At 68.4% G+C, this 1,307-nt stretch carries 1 protein-coding gene and 1 pseudogene; one reads left to right on the top strand and one right to left on the bottom strand.

What is annotated here, in order from left to right; genetic code table 11:
• On the bottom strand, window positions 1–368 hold a 368-nt coding region (locus tag AB0C84_RS46255), incomplete at its 3' end, for a transposase (protein WP_361079312.1).
• Window positions 369–1,023: 655 nt separating this feature from the next.
• Between AB0C84_RS46255 and AB0C84_RS46250 the strand changes: the two are divergent.
• Window positions 1,024–1,307, top strand: a pseudogene (locus tag AB0C84_RS46250) (hypothetical protein); the annotation flags it as partial.

Below are 1,307 nucleotides of genomic sequence, written 5' to 3'. Positions count from 1 at the left end.
GGTTTTGGGCCGCCCTTCAAAGCCCGCACGTGCGAGCTGTCGATCACCGCCCTGGACCAATCCAGCTGCCCGGCGGCATGCAGCTCCTCCAGCAGAAGACGGTGCAACCTCTCCCACACCCTGGCCTGATGCCACTCGGCCAACCGCCGCCAGCACGTCATACCCGACCCGAACCCCAGCTCCTGGGGCAGGAACTCCCACCGGATCCCGGTGTGCAGCACGAACAAGATCCCGCACAGCACCTTGCGGTCGTCCAACCGCTTCCGTCCGGCGTGGCGCTTACGGCGCTCCACCTTCGGCAGCAGCGGCTCGATCCGCTCCCACAGGCTGTCGGGCACGATCCACGGGGGTTGCTCGCCCTTACGCACCCGTCCACACCACACCCGACCGTCACTACTTGTCGCGCTACATGCACATTCTGTTATGACTTCTTAGCCATTGCTTTCTCCTTGTTTGTGCCTTCACCTCTCACAGGTGATCGTTCCAGGGAATCGGAACGCCCGCCGCCCAAGCATCCCCGTGGACTGCTGGTGGCGACGCTGCGGAACACGGGCCGGAAGGTCTTCGCCATCAACCCGAGTCCCCAACACCACCGTCAGCGACAGAAGAAGAGGCGATGTGACCATCACCGCGCGACCGGCGACCCGCACGGCTCTGGAGGTCGGGGGGAGGCGTCGACACCCACCGGGACGTCAACGTTTCGGTCGCCTGGACGAGCGGGCCGCAGGCTCGGCGATGTCACAGTGCCGACGACCGGCGAGGGCCATGCCACTTTGCTGGAGTGGGCGCACTCGCTCGGCGACCAGCTGCGAGATTCCTGGATTTCGAGCCCTGTGAATCAGTTCCCCTCATTCCGCCGGTCGGCGGAGGGGATGCGGTCACCGCAACGAGAAAGCGGCCGCGGCCGGTGCGGCGTTAGTGGGGCCGGCCCGGTGAACTCTTGTCCCTGACGCGCGGGTCAGCGGTAGGCTTCGTGGCCCGCGTTCGGGTCCCCGCCCGGACGAAAGGCCCTGAGGAGCCCCGATGTCGTCAAAGCCCCGGACCACGCGCGCGGTGCAGCTCGCCGCCCTCCCCGACGGGCTGCCGGGGCCGGAGCATTTCAGCGTCGTGGATGTTCCGGTGCCGGTGCCGGCGGACGGGGAGGTGCTGGTCCGCAACCGCTACTTCCAGGTGGTTCCCCTGCTGCGCACCCTGATCGGCGGTGGCGTGAAGGGCACGCCCTTCCCGCCGCTCCGTCCGGGCGACACCCTGTTCGGAGCGGCGGTCGGCGAGGTCGTCGCGGCGCCCGGGGTCGCCGGGCTCCGTCC

Origin of the sequence: Actinomadura sp. NPDC048955, from assembly GCF_040649435.1 — a bacterium.
In the GTDB taxonomy this organism is placed as follows: domain Bacteria; phylum Actinomycetota; class Actinomycetes; order Streptosporangiales; family Streptosporangiaceae; genus Spirillospora; species Spirillospora luteofluorescens.
Note: the sequence above shows the minus strand (reverse complement) of the source record. Positions and strands in the feature narration are given on the sequence as shown.